Source organism: Enterococcus sp. DIV0210g (genome assembly GCF_050559705.1).
Taxonomy (GTDB): domain Bacteria; phylum Bacillota; class Bacilli; order Lactobacillales; family Enterococcaceae; genus Enterococcus_B; species Enterococcus_B faecalis_A.
The window spans coordinates 1,235,478-1,251,167 of the sequence record NZ_CP187903.1 but is presented as its reverse complement, the minus strand read 5'-3'; the positions used below and the strand labels follow the sequence as shown (position 1 = coordinate 1,251,167).

At 42.4% G+C, this 15,690-nt stretch carries 15 protein-coding genes; all 15 read right to left on the bottom strand.

Going from position 1 to position 15,690, the window contains the following annotated elements:
- Window positions 1-29: 29 nt before the first annotated feature.
- Complete coding sequence (locus tag IGI64_RS06110; protein WP_429939869.1) at window positions 30-926, bottom strand: LysR family transcriptional regulator; 897 nt, start codon at window positions 924-926, stop codon at window positions 30-32.
- Window positions 923-1,636 carry a carbonic anhydrase family protein gene (locus IGI64_RS06105; protein WP_429939868.1) on the bottom strand — a complete coding sequence of 238 codons (714 nt, stop codon included), beginning with the start codon at window positions 1,634-1,636 and terminating at the stop codon, window positions 923-925. The genes IGI64_RS06110 and IGI64_RS06105 overlap by 4 nt, the downstream gene beginning before the upstream one ends.
- Window positions 1,637-1,733: 97 nt before the next feature.
- The gene (locus IGI64_RS06100; protein WP_034862909.1) at window positions 1,734-2,375 is read right to left on the bottom strand and encodes a YfbR-like 5'-deoxynucleotidase; all 642 of its coding nucleotides are present in this window, start codon (window positions 2,373-2,375) and stop codon (window positions 1,734-1,736) included.
- 165 nt (window positions 2,376-2,540) lie between these two features.
- A complete protein-coding gene (gene pyrE, locus IGI64_RS06095) occupies window positions 2,541-3,173 on the bottom strand; it encodes an orotate phosphoribosyltransferase (protein WP_429939867.1) in 633 nt (210 codons plus the stop codon).
- Window position 3,174: 1 nt separating this feature from the next.
- Window positions 3,175-3,885, bottom strand: a complete 711-nt coding sequence (gene pyrF, locus IGI64_RS06090) for an orotidine-5'-phosphate decarboxylase (RefSeq protein WP_016625166.1) — start codon at window positions 3,883-3,885, stop codon at window positions 3,175-3,177.
- Window positions 3,882-4,811, bottom strand: a complete 930-nt coding sequence (locus IGI64_RS06085; protein ID WP_429939866.1) for a dihydroorotate dehydrogenase — start codon at window positions 4,809-4,811, stop codon at window positions 3,882-3,884. Before IGI64_RS06085 ends, pyrF begins: the two co-directional genes overlap by 4 nt.
- Window positions 4,808-5,584 (bottom strand): dihydroorotate dehydrogenase electron transfer subunit, encoded by a 777-nt coding sequence (locus IGI64_RS06080; RefSeq protein WP_429939865.1) that lies wholly within the window; start codon window positions 5,582-5,584, stop codon window positions 4,808-4,810. Before IGI64_RS06080 ends, IGI64_RS06085 begins: the two co-directional genes overlap by 4 nt.
- Before the next feature lie 154 nt (window positions 5,585-5,738).
- A complete protein-coding gene (carB, locus tag IGI64_RS06075) occupies window positions 5,739-8,924 on the bottom strand; it encodes a carbamoyl-phosphate synthase large subunit (RefSeq protein WP_430596482.1) in 3,186 nt (1,061 codons plus the stop codon).
- On the bottom strand, window positions 8,925-10,004 hold the full coding sequence (locus IGI64_RS06070) for a carbamoyl phosphate synthase small subunit (RefSeq protein ID WP_016625170.1): 1,080 nt from the start codon (window positions 10,002-10,004) through the stop codon (window positions 8,925-8,927).
- A 1-nt stretch (window position 10,005) separates the two neighbouring features.
- Window positions 10,006-11,292, bottom strand: a complete 1,287-nt coding sequence (locus IGI64_RS06065; RefSeq protein ID WP_429939863.1) for a dihydroorotase — start codon at window positions 11,290-11,292, stop codon at window positions 10,006-10,008.
- A 12-nt stretch (window positions 11,293-11,304) separates the two neighbouring features.
- Entirely contained in the window at window positions 11,305-12,231 is a 927-nt protein-coding gene (locus tag IGI64_RS06060) for an aspartate carbamoyltransferase catalytic subunit (protein ID WP_016625172.1), read from the bottom strand.
- 13 nt (window positions 12,232-12,244) lie between these two features.
- Entirely contained in the window at window positions 12,245-13,525 is a 1,281-nt protein-coding gene (locus tag IGI64_RS06055) for a solute carrier family 23 protein (RefSeq protein WP_034862911.1), read from the bottom strand.
- Window positions 13,526-13,538: 13 nt separating this feature from the next.
- On the bottom strand, window positions 13,539-14,075 hold the full coding sequence (gene pyrR, locus IGI64_RS06050; RefSeq protein WP_016625174.1) for a bifunctional pyr operon transcriptional regulator/uracil phosphoribosyltransferase PyrR: 537 nt from the start codon (window positions 14,073-14,075) through the stop codon (window positions 13,539-13,541).
- Between the two features lie 242 nt (window positions 14,076-14,317).
- Window positions 14,318-15,223: an RluA family pseudouridine synthase gene (locus IGI64_RS06045; protein WP_429939862.1), complete on the bottom strand. Its 906-nt coding sequence runs from the start codon at window positions 15,221-15,223 to the stop codon at window positions 14,318-14,320.
- The gene (gene lspA, locus IGI64_RS06040; protein WP_429939861.1) at window positions 15,220-15,681 is read right to left on the bottom strand and encodes a signal peptidase II; all 462 of its coding nucleotides are present in this window, start codon (window positions 15,679-15,681) and stop codon (window positions 15,220-15,222) included. Before lspA ends, IGI64_RS06045 begins: the two co-directional genes overlap by 4 nt.
- Between the last annotated feature and the right edge of the window lie 9 nt (window positions 15,682-15,690).

Sequence of the window (15,690 nt, the reverse complement as noted above, 5' to 3'; positions counted from 1 at the left end):
ACGCTAGTTGCTGCGTACCCTCGTTTTTTCTATTTGTTGAATAATAAGTGCAGTTTATTGATAAATGCCTTTGCAATTGGACTTAATGGTTGTTTTTGTGAACAGATAACACATAATTTGTTTTCTTCGCTGCCGGCTAAAGGAATCAGCTTCAGATGATCTCTGATGCCGCCAATGACGATACCTGATCCAGAAGCATATGCATCGGTCTCAATAACCACATTCATCAGCGTTCCGCGATCACTCGTGTAAATGACCGACTCTTGTTCAGGTATCTCAATCAGATCTTCGTAAAAATAAGGAAAATTACTGCCATCTTGCGTAAATCGGACTTGCGGAAAAGCCGAAAGTTCTTCTTTGGTGATTTCGTCTTTATCTGCTAATGGATGTCCTTGCCGCAAAAAAATATGTGTTTTAAACTTGCCAATCACTTTTGACGTCAAGTCTCCTTGCTGCAAATAACGTGTGATCCCTGCTTGATTTCTTTCATTAAAATACAAGATGCCGATTTCGCTGTATTGTTCTCTGACCTCTTCGATCACTTTCGCTGTCGTGGTTTCATTAATTCGGAACTGTTTGAATTCTTTTTGGAACTCGACCATCAGCTTGGCGGTCAATGGTCCTAAAAAATCATAATGCTGCGAAGCAATCGAAAAAATCTCTCTTTTTTCCTGCGTGTGATAATGAGTTTCAAGAGCGTCAAGCTGTATCAAAATCTTTTCAGCACGCTGTAAAAATTCTTGACCTGCTTCTGTCAAATAGGCGCCTCTGTTCGTTCGTTTAAATAATATGATCCCTAATTCTGCTTCCAGTTCTTTGATCCCGTTTGATAAGCTGGGCTGAGTGATAAATAATTTTTTGGCTGCTTCGCGAAAACTGCCGTTATTTGCCACAGCTACCACATATTTCATTTGTTGGATATTCATTCATCGACTCCTTTAAAATGCTCGATCGAACGTTCTTTCAATGGCTGCAGCGGACGATTATTTGGCTGCGCATATTGTCCTTTGAAAGGTTCTAAGAAACGTGCGTCAACTTTCCCGATACGATCCATCACAAACCATTGGATAGGGCCGCTTGTTGGTGGTGTCGTCAGTGAACCGACATAATGGAAATGGCTTTTGACTTCTGGCAAGAAAATAATTGGATCAAACCAGTGTTCATGAGAAGCTAAGTTCCAGTTCTCATTGTTTTTCCGGTCAAAACACCAGCCGCCTTGTTCAAAATGCGCCAGGACACCAACAACCAAGTTCTCCCCTTTTTTGCTCATGTGAACGAAGTGGAATTCGATATCTTCATGTTCGCCGTCGATGATATGTTCAGACGGCATGTGGAAATGGATATCATTCAAATAAAACCGCTCGCCTTGATAAACAAGATAGCTCAATTGATCATAAGGCACTAAATGGATCGTATTTTTAAATTCCTTGTCTGTAAAACGCTGGCGCTGATAATGGAAAGTAATTGGTGCTTCTTTTCCCTCTGTCAGCGGAGAATCAGCAGTCGCAGTGGTCAGTGGGATTGGCGACTGCAGCGGAAATTCAGCTCCTTTTTTGAACCAATCGCATAAGTCTGCCCAATGTTCCGGTCCTGTTTCTCCTGTGTATCCCCATTTTACATCCATGTTCTTCTTCACAACTAATTTCCTCCCAATAAAGCAGCTGGACGATCGCTATTTTCGTCTTTTTCAACTCTGTTTTCCAATTTTATCTCTGATTTTTTAAACCATGATTTTATTTTGTGTGTTCTTTGATGATTTCTTCAATGATATCTAAAAAGTCCGTTTTTCCATAAAATTCCTGATTCAGCAATTCCGGGAAAATATTGTCAAAGAAATATTGGACAGAAGGACGATGTTCAAAACTCTTGATCGTCATAACTGCTTCAATAAACATTTCCCGATAGACTTTTTCTGGATTGTTTTTGATTATCTCTTCAAAAGACTCATAAAGCAAATCGACTTTGTCCGAAATCGCCAAGAGCTCACCTTCTACCGTATCATCTTTTCCTTCAAAGAGTCTCCGACGATATACTTCTTGAAATTCAGCAGGGATTTCTTGATGGATGAATTCATCTGTCATTTTTTCTTCCACTGTCTGCAGCATGCCGCGCAGTTCTTTGCTGGCATATTTGACAGGTGTTTTGATATCCCCGATAAAACGCTCTGTATAATCATGGTTCAACGCTTTTTCGTAAAGGACTTTCCAATCGATCGTCTGCCCATTTAGTTCTTCGATATCCCCTAATACTTGTGCAATAGATGCAACACGATAGGAATGAGCAGCCACTGTATGTTCTGTGAATTTAAAGAAGCCAGGTGCTCGTGTGATTTTTTCCAAATTGTTTAATCCAAGAATGTACTCATTCAATCCCATTCCATTTCGCCTCCAAGATATTTTTCTAGTAATCATAGCATTGAATATTCATAAAGTGCAATTATTTTACCCCAAAATAAAAAATACAGAAAAAAAGCTGCATAAAAACTGAAAAAAGAGGCTGCGGCTTAAAACCGCCAGCCCCTCTTCCAATCATTGGTATTTTTAGCTGGCAGACCAGTTTTCTGGGTCTTTTTTCCATTCTTTCAGCAAATCCAGCTCTTTTTCATCGATATATTCTGCTTCCAAAGCTGTTTCGATCAATGTTGAATAGTTGGTCAATGTCAGCAAAGGCAGTTGTGCTTGTTCAAAATTTTGTTTTCCTTTTGGCAGTTCATAGGTAAAGATAGCTGCTACACCTAAAACATCTGCACCTTCTCTTTTTGCCGCTTCTGCTGCTTCCAAAACGCTGCCGCCTGTTGAGATCAAATCTTCGATCACGACCATTTTTTGCCCCTCAGTGATTCTTCCTTCGATTTGGTTTCCTTTGCCGTGGTCTTTGGCTTTGCTGCGGATATAAACCATTGGCAAGTCTAAGATTTCAGCGACCCAAGCAGCATGGGGGATCCCAGCCGTTGCTGTTCCGGCGATTACTTCGACTTCTGGGTATGCTCCTTTGATTTTTTCAGCGAGACCTTTTGCGATTTCTCTGCGTACGTTCGGATAGCTCATTGTGATTCGGTTATCACAATAAATCGGACTTTTGATGCCGCTTGCCCATGTAAACGGATCATTTGGACTCAAAAATACCGCTTTGATTTCTAATAAGTCTTTTGCAATGTTTTGTTCAAGTGTCATACTATTTCCCGCTCCATTCTGCTTTGATTGTTTGATACGCTTGGTAAGGATCTTCTGCTTGTGTGATTGGGCGTCCAACAACGATAAAACCCGAACCGATTTCTCGTGCCCGTTTTGGTGTCACGACTCTTGTCTGGTCTCCTGCTGCAGTACCTTCTGGACGAATACCTGGTGTTAAGCATACAAATCCTTCGCCTGCTTTTTCTTTGATTGCTGCTACTTCCCATGCGGAGGAAACGACGCCGTCTAGCCCAGCTTCTTTGGCACAGCTGGCATAGTGGATAACACTTTCATCTAGTGGCACTTCAATCAATTGATCTCGGTGCATCTCTTCTTCACTTGTTGAAGTAAGTTGAGTAATGGCTAATAAACGTGGACGCTTTTTGCCTTCTGGGGTGCCTTCTTCCAGCCCTCTGATTGCTGCTTTCATCATACGTACACCGCCCGCTGCATGGACACAAGTCAAGTCTACACCTAATCGTGCCAAACCACGCATGGCTTTTTCAACTGTATTGGGGATATCGTGTAGTTTCAAATCTAAAAACACGTCATGACCAGATTCTTTCAGCCAATGGACGATCGATGGGCCTTCTTGATAAAATAATTCCATACCAATTTTGACAAATAATTTTTCTTCTGGGAAAAGCTGTAAAAATTCTTCTACTTCCTGCCGACTAGAAAAGTCTAAGGCAATAATCGGGCGTTCATTCATTTTATCCGTTCCTCTCTTACCTCTTTGATCAATTGTTCCAAAGAGCTGATATTTAATTCTTTCATACGTACCGGCAGCTCGTCAATCAGTTTGGGACAAATATATGGATCTGTAAAATTCGCTGTCCCTACCGCCACAGCACTTGCTCCTGCCATAAACATCTCCAATACATCATCAACGGTCTGGACACCGCCCATTCCAATGATTGGCAGATTTGAGACCGAAGCCACTTGATGGATCAATCGAATCGCTACTGGTTTGATTGCTGGACCAGAAAGACCGCCTGTTTGGTTTGCTAAAATCGGACGCCGGGTTTTCAAGTCGATCCGCATGCCCAATAATGTATTGATCATCGTAAATCCATCTGCTCCGCCTGCTTCAATGGCTTTGGCAATCGGAACGATATCGGTGACATTGGGGGATAATTTTACATAGACCGGTACTTCTGAGACTTCTTTGACCGCTTTTGTCAGTTGATAAGCAACATCAGGATCGGTACCAAAAGCAATACCGCCGTGCTTGACATTTGGACAAGAAATATTTAACTCGATAGCTTTGACATTTGGTGCCGAACCGATTTTCCCGCAAACTTCTACGTAGTCTTCTTCGCAAGCGCCGGCCACATTTGCAATGATCGGCAGGTCTGGGTATTGCTCTAATTCAGGCAGCAATTCGCCCATGACAACGTCTAATCCTGGGTTTTGCAGACCGATGGCATTTAGCATGCCAGAAGGTGTTTCAGCAACGCGAGGAGTCGGATTACCGAACCGAGCTTTGGGCGTCGTTGCTTTGACCATGATCGAACCTAATTTGTTCAAATCGTAATAGGCGCCATATTCTTTTCCAAAACCGAAGCAGCCGCTTGCCGGCATGATTGGATTTTTCAAATCTAACCCTGGTAACTGGACTCTTAATGGATTACTCATAAAACCACCTCTCCTGCTTTGAAAATCGGTCCTTCATCACAAACTTTCACACTTTTTGTTCCTGTTTCATCGTCTGCTTTGTGGCAAACACACGCATAACAAGCACCAATTCCGCAAGCCATTCTTGATTCTAGGGATAATTGGACGTTCGCGTGTTCTGGATAAAGCTGTTCTACCATCCGCAGCATTCCATTGGCTCCGCAGGCAAAAACGGCTTTCGGTTTTTCTTCTGTTCCTAAAAGAAGATTCCCAACATTTCCATAGACACCGTATGTACCATCATCTGTTGCAATACGTGTTTCGCCCAGTTCTTGGAATTTTTCTGTGTAATACATGACTTCTTGTGTCGCAAATCCTAGAAAATGGATCACTTTGATTCCTTTTTTATTCAGCTGCTTTGACAATTCATAAAGAGGCGGGATACCGATTCCTCCGCCGACGACAAATACTTCATCCCCTGCTTTCAAGCCAGTAAGATCAAAGCCATTTCCCAACGGACCTAATACATCCAATGTGTCTCCAGCTTTTAAAGAGGCGAACATTTTTGTCCCGTCTCCTTCTACTCGGTAGATGATCCGGCACGTTCCTGCTTGGTGATCAATATGATTCAAGCTGATTGGTCTGCGCAAAAGCAAATCTTGTCTTGGTACTCGGATATGGATAAACTGTCCAGGCTTTTTCATTTCCTGTACCAATTCCCCTTTGAGCGTCATCTCGAAAATCCGCGGTGCTAACTGGATTTGCTGTTTGATTTCCATTACTTCTTGTTTCACACGGGTTCCTCCTTAGTCATTGCTGCAGCTGACAAGCAGCTTTCGATTTGCTGCAAACGATTCAATCGTCGTTTTTTTTAAAGAACGCCGCTGACTCGTTCTCTTAAAAGATTGGAGACAGCGGCGCAGCGGACAAACTCAGATTTCTTTGTCCCTAAATCGCTTGTGTTGAAAAGGCACGTGATTCCATCACTCTTATGATTGCCTCTGCTGTGTCTAGAGAGGTAAACAGCGGTGTGCCATGTTCCACGGCTTCGCGGCGGATGATGAATCCATCTTTTGATGCTCTGCCGCGATCTTTGTCGATAGTGTTTACAACTACTTGTGCTTTTCCTTCACGAATCAACTCTACGACATTTTTTTGGTCTGTCGTTTCAGAGATTTTGGCAACTGTTTCTGCCACTAACCCATTTTGACGGAAGAATTCAGCTGTATTTTTTGTTCCTAATAAACTGTAGCCGATTTCTGAGAATCGTTTTGCCAGCTCTAACGCTTCTTGTTTAGTTTCATCTGCGATAGTAAAGAGTACCGCTCCATACTCAGGCAAACGTAAGCCAGCTGCTTCAAACGCTTTGTATAACGCTTTTTCCAAGTTCTGGTCAGAGCCCATTACTTCACCTGTCGATTTCATTTCCGGACTCAAATACGTATCGACTTTTTGCAGTTTTGTGAAAGAAAAGACGGGCGCTTTGACATGGACTTGCTCACTTTCTGGGTAAAGCCCTGATTCATAGCCTAAATCTTTCAATTTTTCGCCCAAGATCGCTTTGGTTGCGATTTGCGCCATTGGGATACCGGTAACTTTACTCAAAAATGGTACTGTCCGGCTGGCTCTTGGGTTTACTTCAATGACATAAACTTTTTCTTCATGGATAACGAATTGGATATTCATCATGCCAATACAGTTCAACCCAATTGCTAAGCGTTGGGTGTAATCAGCAATCGTCGTCTTGATTTCTTCTGACAAAGCTTGCGGCGGATAAACGGCCATCGAATCGCCAGAATGGACACCGGCACGTTCGATATGTTCCATGATACCAGGAATCAATACTGTCTCACCATCGCAAATCGCATCCACTTCACATTCGCTTCCGATTAAATAGCGGTCGATCAGTACTGGGTGTTCTGGTGAAGCTTTGACAGCATGTTGCATGTAATCTTCCAGATTGTTTTGATTTTCGACGATTTCCATTGCGCGGCCGCCTAATACATAACTTGGTCTGACAAGAACGGGATAACCGATTTTTTCAGCGATGACCACTGCTTCTTCTTTGCTTGTTGCTGTACTTCCTAGTGGCTGAGGAATGTTTAGTTCTTTTAATGCTTGCTCGAAAAGATCTCGATTTTCTGCACGATCCAAGTCTTCGATTGTTGTTCCTAAGATTTTTACGCCTGCTTTAGTTAATGGTTCTGCTAGATTGATAGCAGTTTGTCCACCAAATTGCACGATGACGCCAATTGGTTTTTCCAGCTCTACGACATTCAGCACATCTTCTAATGTCAGCGGTTCAAAGTACAATTTATCCGAGATTGAAAAGTCTGTTGAGACTGTTTCCGGATTGCTGTTCATGATAATGGCTTCATAGCCGGCTTGCTGGATTGCTTTTACCGAATGGACCGTTGCATAATCAAATTCCACCCCTTGACCGATGCGGATCGGACCAGAGCCTAAAACCAGAACGGAAGGTTTTTCTGAAGGCTGACTTTCATTTTCCCATTCATAAGAACTATAGAAGTAAGGTGTGTTTGATTCGAACTCTGCGGCACAGGTATCAACCATTTTGTAGACAGGAACGATATTGTTTTCTTTGCGCAAAGTTCTTAGTTCGTTTTGTGACATTTGCCATAACTGGGCGATTTTCTTATCCGTAAAACCATTTTGTTTGGCTTCTTTCAGCAAACGAAGATTTCCAGGTTCTTTTTTCAATGCTTCTTCTAATTCGATGATATGAAGTAATTTATCTAAGAAAAACAAGTCGATTTTTGTTCGTTCTGCTAATTCTTGGATCGTGTAGCCTCTTCGGATTGCTTCTGCGAGATAGAATAAACGGTCATCTTGGGCATGGACAACTTTGTTCATCAATTCTTCATCGTCAACGGTTGTCAGTTCTTGGATTTCTAAATGATGGGTACCGATTTCTAATGAACGAACTGCTTTCAAAAGCGATTCTTCGATTGTTCGACCAATCGCCATGACTTCACCGGTTGCTTTCATTTGCGTACCTAGCAAGCGTTCGCCATCTTCAAATTTATCAAAGGGCCAGCGCGGGATTTTTGCAACGACATAGTCTAATGCCGGCTCAAATTCAGCGTAAGTCGTTCCAGTCACGGGATTTTTCATTTCATCCAGTGTTAGTCCAAGTGCGATTTTGGCCGCTAGTTTAGCAATTGGATAACCTGTTGCTTTACTTGCTAAAGCAGAGGAACGGGAAACACGAGGATTTACTTCGATTACATAATAGTTGAAACTGTGGGGATCAAGAGCTAATTGAACGTTGCAGCCGCCCTCGATTTTCAATGCACGGATGATCGATAATGACGCATCTCTTAATGTTTGATATTCATGGTCCGCTAATGTTTGGCTTGGGGCAAAGACGATGGAATCACCAGTATGGATGCCGACTGGGTCAAAGTTTTCCATGTTGCAGACAACGATTGCGTTATCTGCGGAATCCCGCATCACTTCATATTCGATTTCTTTGAAGCCAGCAATACTTCTTTCAATCAGACATTGCGTAACTGGAGATAAACTCAGACCATTCTCAGCGATTGCTCGCAATTCTTCTTCAGTGTCGCACATACCGCCGCCGGTTCCGCCTAATGTGAAGGCTGGACGAACGATGACTGGGTAGCCGATCGTATTCGCAAATGCCACCGCTTCTTCAACCGTTGTTACGATTTCTGATTCTGGAATCGGCTGGTCTAATTCTTCCATCAATTTTTTGAATAAGTCGCGGTCTTCTGCTTGGTCGATTGCTGATAGTTTTGTTCCAAGGAGCTCGATACCAAGTTCGTCTAAGATGCCAGAATCAGCTAATTCCATTGCCATATTCAATCCTGTTTGTCCGCCTAATGTTGGAAGCAGTGCATCTGGACGTTCTTTGCGCAAAATACGTGAGACGAATTCCAGTGTGATTGGTTCGATATAAACTTTATCTGCAATTTCTTTGTCAGTCATGATCGTTGCTGGATTCGAGTTGACAAGCACGACCTCATAGCCTTCTTCTTTCAAAGCAAGGCATGCTTGTGTACCTGCGTAATCGAATTCGGCTGCTTGCCCGATAATGATCGGTCCAGAACCGATCACCATGATTTTTTTGATATCTGTGCGTTTTGGCATTTACTGCTGCTCCTTCCATGCATCCATCATTTCCATAAATTCATCAAATAAGTGCAGTGCATCGTGCGGACCAGGTGCTGCGTCCGGATGGAATTGCACACTAAAAGCAGGATAGTCGCGATGACGGATACCTTCAACTGTGCCGTCATTGACCTCCTTATGTGTCACGAATAATTTTTCAGGATCGATACTGTCCTCATCCACTGCATAGCCGTGGTTTTGGGAAGTAAAATCGATTCTTCCAGTAGCGATTTCTCTGACTGGATGATTCAATCCTCGATGTCCGAATTTCATTTTGTACGTATTTGCATCGTTCGCAAGAGCAAACAGCTGATGTCCCAAACAAATACCAAAGATTGGCACTTTTCCTTGGATTTTTTTGATCATTTCGATTGCTTCCGGCACATCTTTCGGATCGCCAGGTCCATTCGTCAACATGACGCCATCTGGTGATAATGCAAGGATCGTTTCAGCATCTGTATCGTAAGGCAAAACGGTTAGATTGCAATTCCGTTTTGACAGTTCCCGCAAAATACTATGTTTCAATCCAAAGTCGATCACTGCTACATTTCTTCCTGTTCCTGGACTTGGATATGGTTTGTTTGTCGAAACTTGCTGTACCTGATTTGTTGCCAGCACTGTTGCTTTCAATTGATCATACGCATGTTCAAAACTGTCGCCAGCGTCGACGATACTTGCTTTCATTGTTCCGAATTCACGGATTTTTCTGGTTAATGCTCGTGTGTCGATCCCTGAAATACCAGGAATCCCTTTTTGTTTCAAAAATGTATCTAATGTCATTTGGTTCCGCCAGTTTGAGGCCACTCGTGCATGTTCTCTGACGACGACACCTTTGCAGGTCGGCGTAATCGATTCATAATCGTCACGATTGACGCCGTAGTTTCCAACCATTGGATAAGTAAAGGTGATGATTTGTCCGTTAAAACTTTGGTCTGTAATGGTTTCTTGATAGCCAGTCATACTTGTTGTAAAAACCAATTCTCCGAAAACATTGATTTCTGCGCCAAACGCTTTTCCTTCAAAAACAGTGCCATCTTCTAAAATCAGCAGTCGATCCATCTTATTTCTCTTCCTCCTTCTGCCAGACAACTTTGCCATCGACAAAAGTAAGCAGTGTTTCTCCTTTGACTTTCCAGCCGACAAATGGTGTGTTTTCGCCTTTTGACAAGAAATCTTTTTTGTCTATTTCATAACTGTTTTCCACATCGAACACAGCAATATCTGCTGGTGCTCCGATCGTTAATGTTCCAGCATTTAATTGGAAGATTTCCGCTGGTTTTACTGCAAGCCATTGAATCACTTGTTCTAAAGTAAAGATCCCTTTTTCAACAAAGTGTGTGTAAACAAGTTGGAAGGCTGTTTCGCTGCCGACGATCCCAAATGGTGCTTTTAAGAAACTTTGGCTTTTTTCTTCTAATCCATGAGGGGCATGGTCTGTGGCGATGCAGTCGATCGTTCCGTCTAACAAGCCTTCGATCAACGCTGCTCGATCATCTTCTCCTCTTAATGGCGGGTTCATTTTCCAAAAACCGAAGTCTTCAGGAATATCTGTGTCTGCTAGAATCAAATGGTGCGGTGAAACTTCTGCAGTAACATGAACACCTGCTTTTTTCGCTTCTCTGATCACTCGGACACTTTCTTTTGTTGAAACATGACAAACATGGTAATGGACTCCAGTTTCTTCGGCTAAGATCAAGTCTCTAGCAATTTGGGAAGATTCTGTCGCACTTAAGATACCAGGCAAGCCTAATTTTTCTGCTTGCTCCCCTGCGTGCATCACTCCGCCGAAAAGCAGTGATTCGTCTTCTGTATGAGCAACGAGTGCTTTGTTGTTTTTTGCTGCTTCTTTCATTGCCAGATACATTGTTCCTGCTGTTTGGACGCCGACACCGTCATTTGTGAAAGCAAATGCGCCAGCTTCGATCAATCCTTCTTGATCCACTAATACTTCACTGCGTAATTTTTCGGTGATTGGTGCATATTGCAGTACTTTTACTACCGCATCTTTTTCGATAATGTCATAAACTTGACGCAGTTTTTCTGGTGTATCAGGAACTGGGTCTAAGTTTGGCATGGCACACACAGTAGTGAATCCTCCGTGTGCTGCTGCATTCGTTCCATCTTTGATCGTTTCTTTGTAGGTGAAGCCTGGTTCGCGCAGATGGACATGGACATCTACAAGTCCTGGTGTAATCAGTTGTCCTTTTGCATCAAACACTTCATCAAAATCAGCTGATGTAAATCCTGTTCCGATTGCTTTGATTTTCCCGTTTTCGATCCAAATCTCCGCTTGTGTTGTTTCGTTTCCTTTTGTTACTATACGACCGTTTTTAATGAGTGTTTTCATTGCTGTTCCCTCCTACGCTTTTCCGCTTAATACGGCTTCTAAAATAGCCATTCTTACATATACGCCGTTTGTCATTTGCTGTACGATACGTGATTGAAGACTTTCAACCAGCGAATCTGCTAATTCAACATCTCTGTTGACTGGTGCTGGGTGCATGATGATGGCATGTTTTTGTAATTTTTTCGCACGTTCGACCGTCAATCCGTGTTCTTGGTGATAGCTTTCTTTTGAAAAACTTTCTTTTCCGTCATGTCTTTCGTGCTGTACACGAAGCATCATCATTACATCCACTTGATCCACTAATTCATCAAGCGGTTGATAGTGTCCATAAACTTCAAATTCTTTGTCATACCATTCGCTTGGACCAGAAAAGAATACTTTAGCGCCTAAACGTTTCAGCATCTGCATATTTGATTTTGCTACGCGGGAGTGTGTGATATCTCCAACGATGGCTACTTTCAAGCCTTCAAAATAACCGAATTCTTCATAGATCGTCATCAGATCCAGCAAACATTGCGTTGGATGCTGGCCGCTTCCGTCTCCGCCGTTGATGATAGAGCATTGGATCGTTTTGCTTTGGATCAATTCGTCATAATAATTTTCGTCTCCATGACGGATCACTGCCACATCAACCCCTAAAGCGGACATCGTCAACACTGTGTCATATAACGTTTCGCCTTTTTGGACAGAACTTGTGCTTGCTTCAAACTCAATAACGTCTAAGCCTAATTTTTTCTCAGCAACATCGAAACTTTTATGTGTTCGTGTACTGTTTTCAAAGAACAAGTTTGTTGCGAAGTATTGGCTTTTTTGCGGCGTCCATTTTGCACCGTTTTTGAATTCTTGTCCGCGGCGGATCAGCCCCATTACTTCTTGGTCCGTCAATGCTTCAACTGTTAATAAGTGTTTTAAACTAATGCGTTCTGATTGGATGATCATAATTCGGTTCCTCCTAGTTTTCTTCGCTTCTTGAAGTTTCTGGTAAGATGAGATTCAAAATGATTCCTAAAACTGTGGCTAATGCCATTGCTGATAATGTGAATGTTCCTACTTCAAATACAAGTCCGCCGATACCGATGACTAAGATCACTGAAGCAATCAGCAGATTTTTCTTTTTGTCGAAGTCGACTTTGTTCTCGATCAAGATCTTCATCCCGCTTGCTGCAATCACACCGAACAAGATAAAGCTGATACCTGAGATAACTGGTCCAGGGATACTTAAGATCAATGCGCTCAATTTACCGACAAAGCCTAGGACGACTGCGAAAACTGCTGCACCGCCGATAACGAAGACGCTGTGGACTCTCGTGATAGCCAAAACACCAATGTTTTCTCCATAACTTGTTACTGGAGGGCCGCCGACAAAACCAGCAACGATTTGAGCCAGTCCGTCACCTGTCAATGTTTTATGCAAACCAGGATCTTCGAAAAAGTTGCGTTTTGTCAATTTGTTCAAGACCATTAGATGGCCGATGTGTTCTGTCATTGTTACGAATGCGATCGGTGCCATCGTTGCGATTGCTCCGATGTAAAGTTTTGGCTGATATTGGATGAAAGGTACTTCGAAATTTGGTACTGCAAACCAAGCGGCGTCAGCAATCGGCTGTGTGTCGACAATGCCGAACAGTAATGCGACAATGTACCCGCAGATGATTCCCAGCAAAATCGGAAGCAGTCCTAAAAATCCTTTAAGCCACATGTTGAAGAAAATCGTTAATCCTAACGTAATAAGTGCAACTGCGATATATTTGAAATCATAAACATTATTGTTATACATTGCGTTTGAAGCGGCGTTTGCTGCTAAGCCCAATCCGATAACCATGATAACTGGTCCAACAACGATTGGCGGCAAGATTTTATCGAGCCAAGCAGATCCGATTTTTTTGATTATCAAGGCAACGATCAAGTAGACAAGTCCTGTTGTCATGGCTCCTTGCGCGATTGCCGGGTAACCGTCTGTTTTCATCAAAAGCTGCATGGCTGCGATGAAAGCAAAACTGCTTCCCAGATAAGCAGGGATTTTTCCTTTTGTCGTCATCAGGTAAACTAATGTTCCTAATCCTGAACTGACTAATGCGATTCCTGGGTTGATTCCTACTAAGATCGGTACAAGAACTGTTGCACCAAACATGGTAAACAAATGCTGGATGCTTAATCCAATCCATTGCCCTACAGACGGGCGGTCATGAATGTCTAATACGACATCGTTATTGCGAAATTTTTTCTCTGACATATCTTCTCTTCCTCTATCCTTCATTTTTGATCAAAATACGATCTTGTCCGTCTAATTCTTCGACTTCTACGATGATTTCTTCTGCTTTCGCTGTAGGAATGTTCTTTCCGACATAATCAGCACGGATCGGCAGTTCTCTGTGTCCTCTGTCGACGAGTACAGCCAGCGAGATTTTTCTTGGTCGGCCAAAGTCCATCACTGCGTCCATTGCGGCGCGGATCGTTCGTCCCGTGAAGAGAACGTCGTCGATCAAAATAACTTCTTTTCCTTCTAAATCTGTTGGAATATCAGAAGAGTGAAGCTCTGGTTCTTCATTATTTTTTTTCATGTCGTCTCGGTAAAGTGTGATGTCTAACTCGCCAACCGGTACTTCAACATCTTCTAATTGTTTCAAACGTTCAGCGATTCGAGCAGCGATATAGATCCCTCTGCGTTTGATCCCTACTAAAACGATATCTTTGATTCCATGGTTTCTTTCGATGATTTCATAGGTGATACGTGTCAATGCTCGTTTCATTGTCATTTGATCCACCACTTCTTTTGTACTCATTGTTTTCCCTCCATTTTCTACACAAAAAAACCTCTTGCCCTATCGAGGACAAGAGGTTGGATTCAGTAATTGGATATAGCTGTGCTTATACTTATGCTTACAGCTATGCTTCTGAAGAGTAAATCTTTGTACAGCGCACCATACAACTACTTACTCGCGACCTTCTTAGCCTCACGGGACTAAACTTAAAGGAACATATTAAGTTTTCATTGATATAACTATACCGCTCTCTGTTTTAAAAATCAATGACTTTTTCGCAATTTATCCAAAGTTTTTTCGAAGATCTCTGGCAGCGGTGCTTCAAAGACCATTTGCTGTTGCGTGGTTGGATGGGTAAAACCTAACATTTTTGCATGCAGGAATTGTCCATGCCCCTTCAATGTTTTCTTTGGACCGTAGACAGGATCGCACGCCAGCGGATAACCAATATACTGCATATGGACTCTGATTTGATGGGTTCTTCCTGTTTCCAGCTGTAATTCCACCAATGTAAAGCCTTCAAATCGTTCTAAAACAGTAAAATGTGTCACGGCGGGTTTCCCATCTTCTCTGACAGACTGCATTTTACGATTGACTTTTGAACGGCCGATTGGTGCATTGATCTCACCTTTTTCGTGTGAAATCTCGCCATGGACTAATGCAACATATCGTCTTAAAGAAGTTTTGTCTTTCAACTGTTTGGCTAATGCTTCATGGGCATGATCATTTTTCGCAACCATCAAAAGTCCTGATGTGTCTTTATCGATACGATGAACGATTCCTGGTCGAATCACCCCATTGATCGTAGAAAGATCTTTGATATGGTACATCAATGCATTGACAAGTGTACCGTGGGCATGCCCAGCAGAAGGATGAACGACCATACCTTGGGGCTTGTTGATAACAGCGACATCTTGATCTTCATAGACGATTTCTAATGGCAGATCTTCTGCAACTACGTCTAGCGTTTCTGCTTCAGGGATCTCGATTCTTATTTGGTCGCCCTTTTTGACTTTATAGTTTGATTTCACAACATTTCCATTAACAAAAACGGCTTCTTCTTTGATCCATTGCTGGATTTGAGAGCGGCTGTGTTCAGAAAAAATCTCCGTCAAGACTTTGTCGATCCGTCCTGTTTCTTCTTGGATCACTGTAGTTAATTCATTCATTTTTTCTTTGATTCCTTTTCATCTAAAATAATATAAATCATGGCACAAATGACACCGATCACCAAAGAAGTATCAGCGACATTGAAAATAGGAAAGTTGATAAAGTCCGTCTGAAACATATCCACGACATGGCCAAAACGTACTCGGTCGATAAAATTCCCGATGGCGCCTGCTAAAATCAAACTAAGACCAACCATCAGCCATTTGCTTCCATCTTTGCGGTATTTATACATCATATACAAAATGACTGCTGCTGCAATAATCGTGATAGGGATAAAAAACCACATCTTGCCTTCTAAAATACTCCAAGCTGCACCCGTATTTCGAATATGGGTCAGCGACAGGATATTCGGGATGACTTCTTTTGTTTCACCTAGTGCGAACTGTTCAACGATCTCCCATTTCACCCATTGGTCAAGACCAACGATCACTGCACTTATTATCAAATAAATCAACAAACTCTCTTC

What these genes read in the sequence shown, in the direction of transcription:
- IGI64_RS06110 (WP_429939869.1), bottom strand. Translation starts at nt 926, where the DNA reads ATGAATATCCAACAAATGAAATATGTGGTAGCTGTGGCAAATAACGGC.
- IGI64_RS06100 (WP_034862909.1), bottom strand. Translation starts at nt 2,375, where the DNA reads ATGGGATTGAATGAGTACATTCTTGGATTAAACAATTTGGAAAAAATC.
- pyrE (WP_429939867.1), bottom strand. Translation starts at nt 3,173, where the DNA reads ATGACACTTGAACAAAACATTGCAAAAGACTTATTAGAAATCAAAGCG.
- pyrF (WP_016625166.1), bottom strand. Translation starts at nt 3,885, where the DNA reads ATGAATGAACGCCCGATTATTGCCTTAGACTTTTCTAGTCGGCAGGAA.
- IGI64_RS06085 (WP_429939866.1), bottom strand. Translation starts at nt 4,811, where the DNA reads ATGAGTAATCCATTAAGAGTCCAGTTACCAGGGTTAGATTTGAAAAAT.
- carB (WP_430596482.1), bottom strand. Translation starts at nt 8,924, where the DNA reads ATGCCAAAACGCACAGATATCAAAAAAATCATGGTGATCGGTTCTGGA.
- IGI64_RS06070 (WP_016625170.1), bottom strand. Translation starts at nt 10,004, where the DNA reads ATGGATCGACTGCTGATTTTAGAAGATGGCACTGTTTTTGAAGGAAAA.
- IGI64_RS06065 (WP_429939863.1), bottom strand. Translation starts at nt 11,292, where the DNA reads ATGAAAACACTCATTAAAAACGGTCGTATAGTAACAAAAGGAAACGAA.
- IGI64_RS06060 (WP_016625172.1), bottom strand. Translation starts at nt 12,231, where the DNA reads ATGATCATCCAATCAGAACGCATTAGTTTAAAACACTTATTAACAGTT.
- IGI64_RS06055 (WP_034862911.1), bottom strand. Translation starts at nt 13,525, where the DNA reads ATGTCAGAGAAAAAATTTCGCAATAACGATGTCGTATTAGACATTCAT.
- pyrR (WP_016625174.1), bottom strand. Translation starts at nt 14,075, where the DNA reads ATGAGTACAAAAGAAGTGGTGGATCAAATGACAATGAAACGAGCATTG.
- IGI64_RS06045 (WP_429939862.1), bottom strand. Translation starts at nt 15,223, where the DNA reads ATGAATGAATTAACTACAGTGATCCAAGAAGAAACAGGACGGATCGAC.